2 protein-coding genes are annotated in these 2,527 nt (G+C 68.4%); both read right to left on the reverse strand.

Annotation, left to right across the window (positions count from 1 at the left end):
* Positions 1-62: 62 nt before the first annotated feature.
* The gene (locus VGR06_RS00125; RefSeq protein WP_327556823.1) at positions 63-419 is read right to left on the reverse strand and encodes a hypothetical protein; all 357 of its coding nucleotides are present in this window, start codon (positions 417-419) and stop codon (positions 63-65) included.
* Positions 420-725: 306 nt separating this feature from the next.
* Positions 726-2,527 (reverse strand): AMP-binding protein (locus VGR06_RS00130; protein ID WP_327556824.1); only part of this gene is annotated, 1,802 nt, incomplete at its 5' end.

The raw sequence follows: 2,527 nt of genomic DNA on the forward strand, positions 1-2,527 counted from the left end.
CATGTCCCGCGTTCGCGTAGTCATGTGACGCGTCCGCGTAGGCATGTTCTGCGGGAAGCGGCTCAATGCTGGGATGAAGAAGGCTCGGCGATCTGCCGCAGCACGGCATTCCACTCGTCGCGGTTGGCATAGAAGCGGCGCACCGGGATCTTCTTGCGGCTGCCGTCGGCGCGGACCCACACGATTCGGTCGGCTTCGGGTTCCAGCCGGCCGCCCTCGGCTCCGCCGAAACGGCGCGCCCACGGGCCGACAAGTGCCCTGACCGCGATGGTCTTTGTTGCCGAATCCCATTCGAAATACGGCCGGGTCATCGAGAGCACACCGAACACGATGAACACGACGCCGAGAACGAGTTGCACCTCGCCCAGTGCCAGGACGCCCAGGATGAGTTCGATCCCCCCGATCACCAGGAACACCACGCCCCACCCCACGCGGTAACGGACCTTCATGCGCCGGCCTCCTATGCCATCCCGACTGGCCGGAGCGTAGCCCGTCGCGAGCCCGGATCCGACCGCCGATCAGCAGCAGTGGGTCAGTCGCAGACGCCGGTGAAGCAGCGGGTGGCTTTGAGCCAGACCTTTTGCCTACCTGGCGGCCGAGGGCGCGGCCGTCGAGGTCGCCTTGTTCGAAGTGGATGCCGCCGTAGCGGCGGGAGATGCCGGCTTCGTCGGCCATGAATGCCACATATGGGGCGTCCAACGCCCATATGTGGCATTCATGGCACGTCAGCCCGCAGCCCTAAGCGGGTCGTGCGTGGCAGCGTAGTGCGCCCGGAGTGCGTTCTTGTCGACCTTGCCGATGCCGTTGATGGGAAGGCGATCCACGAAATCGATCGTGCGCGGTGTCCAGAAGTCGGCGAGCTCGGCGCGGACCCGGGTGATCAGGTCGACCTCGGTGACCGACTCTCCGGGGACGGCGACCACATAGGCGTGGATGGCTTCGACGACGGTCGGGTCGGGGACGCCGATGACGGCCGCGGCACGGATCTGGGGGTGCGCGGCGAGGGCGTCCTCGATGGGGCGGGGGAACACCTTGCGGCAGTTGCGGCCGCTGATGATCACGTCCTGGGAGCGGCCGACCAGGTACAGGAACCCGTCGGGTTCGCGGTAGCCGAGGTCGTGGGTGCGCACCCAGCCGTCGTGCAGAGTGTCCGCGGTGAGCTTCGGCTGCTCGAAGTAGCCGGCGAGGTTCAGGTTGCTGCGCACCCACAGCTCCCCGACCTGGCCGGTGTCGAGCGCGGTGATCCCGTCCTCGGCGCGGATCTCGACGGTGACGTCGCCGTAGGGCAGCCCGGCCGAGCTGAGTTGCTTCTCTCCGGCGGGGTCGCCGGTCAGGAACGTGTTGGCGGAGATGAACGGGCATTCGGACAGTCCGTAGGTGATCCGCAGCACCGGGCCGAACCGGGAGATCGCCTCGAGCAGCCGGGCCGGCGCGGCGGGCGCGGCGCCCACGCTCAGCATCCGCAGGCTGGTCGTGTCGAACTCGTCGAGTGCCGGATGTCCCAGCAGCTCATAGAGATCCGGCGGCGGGACGAACGTGGAGCTCACCCGCTCGCTTTCCACTGTGGACAGGAACTCGACCGGATCCCAGTTCTCCATGGGGATCAGCACGCAGCCGGAGAACAGATACAGCAGCCCGGCGAGCTGGCCGGACACGTGGCTGAGCACCGACATCGACAGGTGCCGCCAGCGCGGCTCGCCGGCGGCCGCGATCTGCTCGGCCAGCCGGTGGATCTGCCGGTAGAACTCGTGCCGGTGGTGCACCAGCTTCGGTGCCCCGGTCGTTCCGCTGGTCTGGAACACGGTGTCCGGCTCGCCGGCGCTTATATCCACAATGGACTCAGAAATTCCCCGGTAGGAAAGCAGATCCGTGTCGAGCCGCAGTACAACACGCCGAGGCGCTGGGCGACCTGCCGGCCGAGCGGGTTCACCGAGCGGTCGTCGTACAGGACCACGTCCGGCCGGGTCGCGCTCAGGTGCCCGTCGACCTCGCGCCGGGTCACCCCCGACCGGACCCAGACCGTGCGGCATCCCAGCAGCGTCGAGCACCGCGGCCAGCTCACGTACCCGGCCGGCCACGGTCTCCCCGGTGAACAGCTCCGAGTCGTAGTGGAACGTGGTCCACAACCCGGCGCGGTTCAGTCCGGTGTAGACCATGAGGTCGTAGGGCATCTTGCTGAGCGGCAACGGAAACTCCTCGACGGTCACGCCCGGCAGCGCGAGCCCGTCCGAGTCGGGCTCGTCGAGCAGGAACAGCGCCTGGCAGAGCTGCGCACGGCTGGGATCGGCCGGCAGCTCCAGGGCTTCCACCACATCGGCCAGCGCCATGCCCTGGTGCATCAGGGATTCCAGCAACGTGCCGCGGGCGCGGGTGAGGAGCTCGGTGAAGGTCGGGTCGCCGGACAGGTCGCAGCGCAGGGCCAGCAGCACGTTGAACGGCGCGACCACGTTCGCCAGCTCGGGGTGGCCGCGCTCGCTGCCGGCGACCGGGAGGCCGACGCAGAAGTCGCGCTGACCGCTCCAATCGG

The sequence above is a fragment of the Actinophytocola sp. genome (assembly GCF_036002505.1).
Classification (GTDB): domain Bacteria; phylum Actinomycetota; class Actinomycetes; order Mycobacteriales; family Pseudonocardiaceae; genus DASYTH01.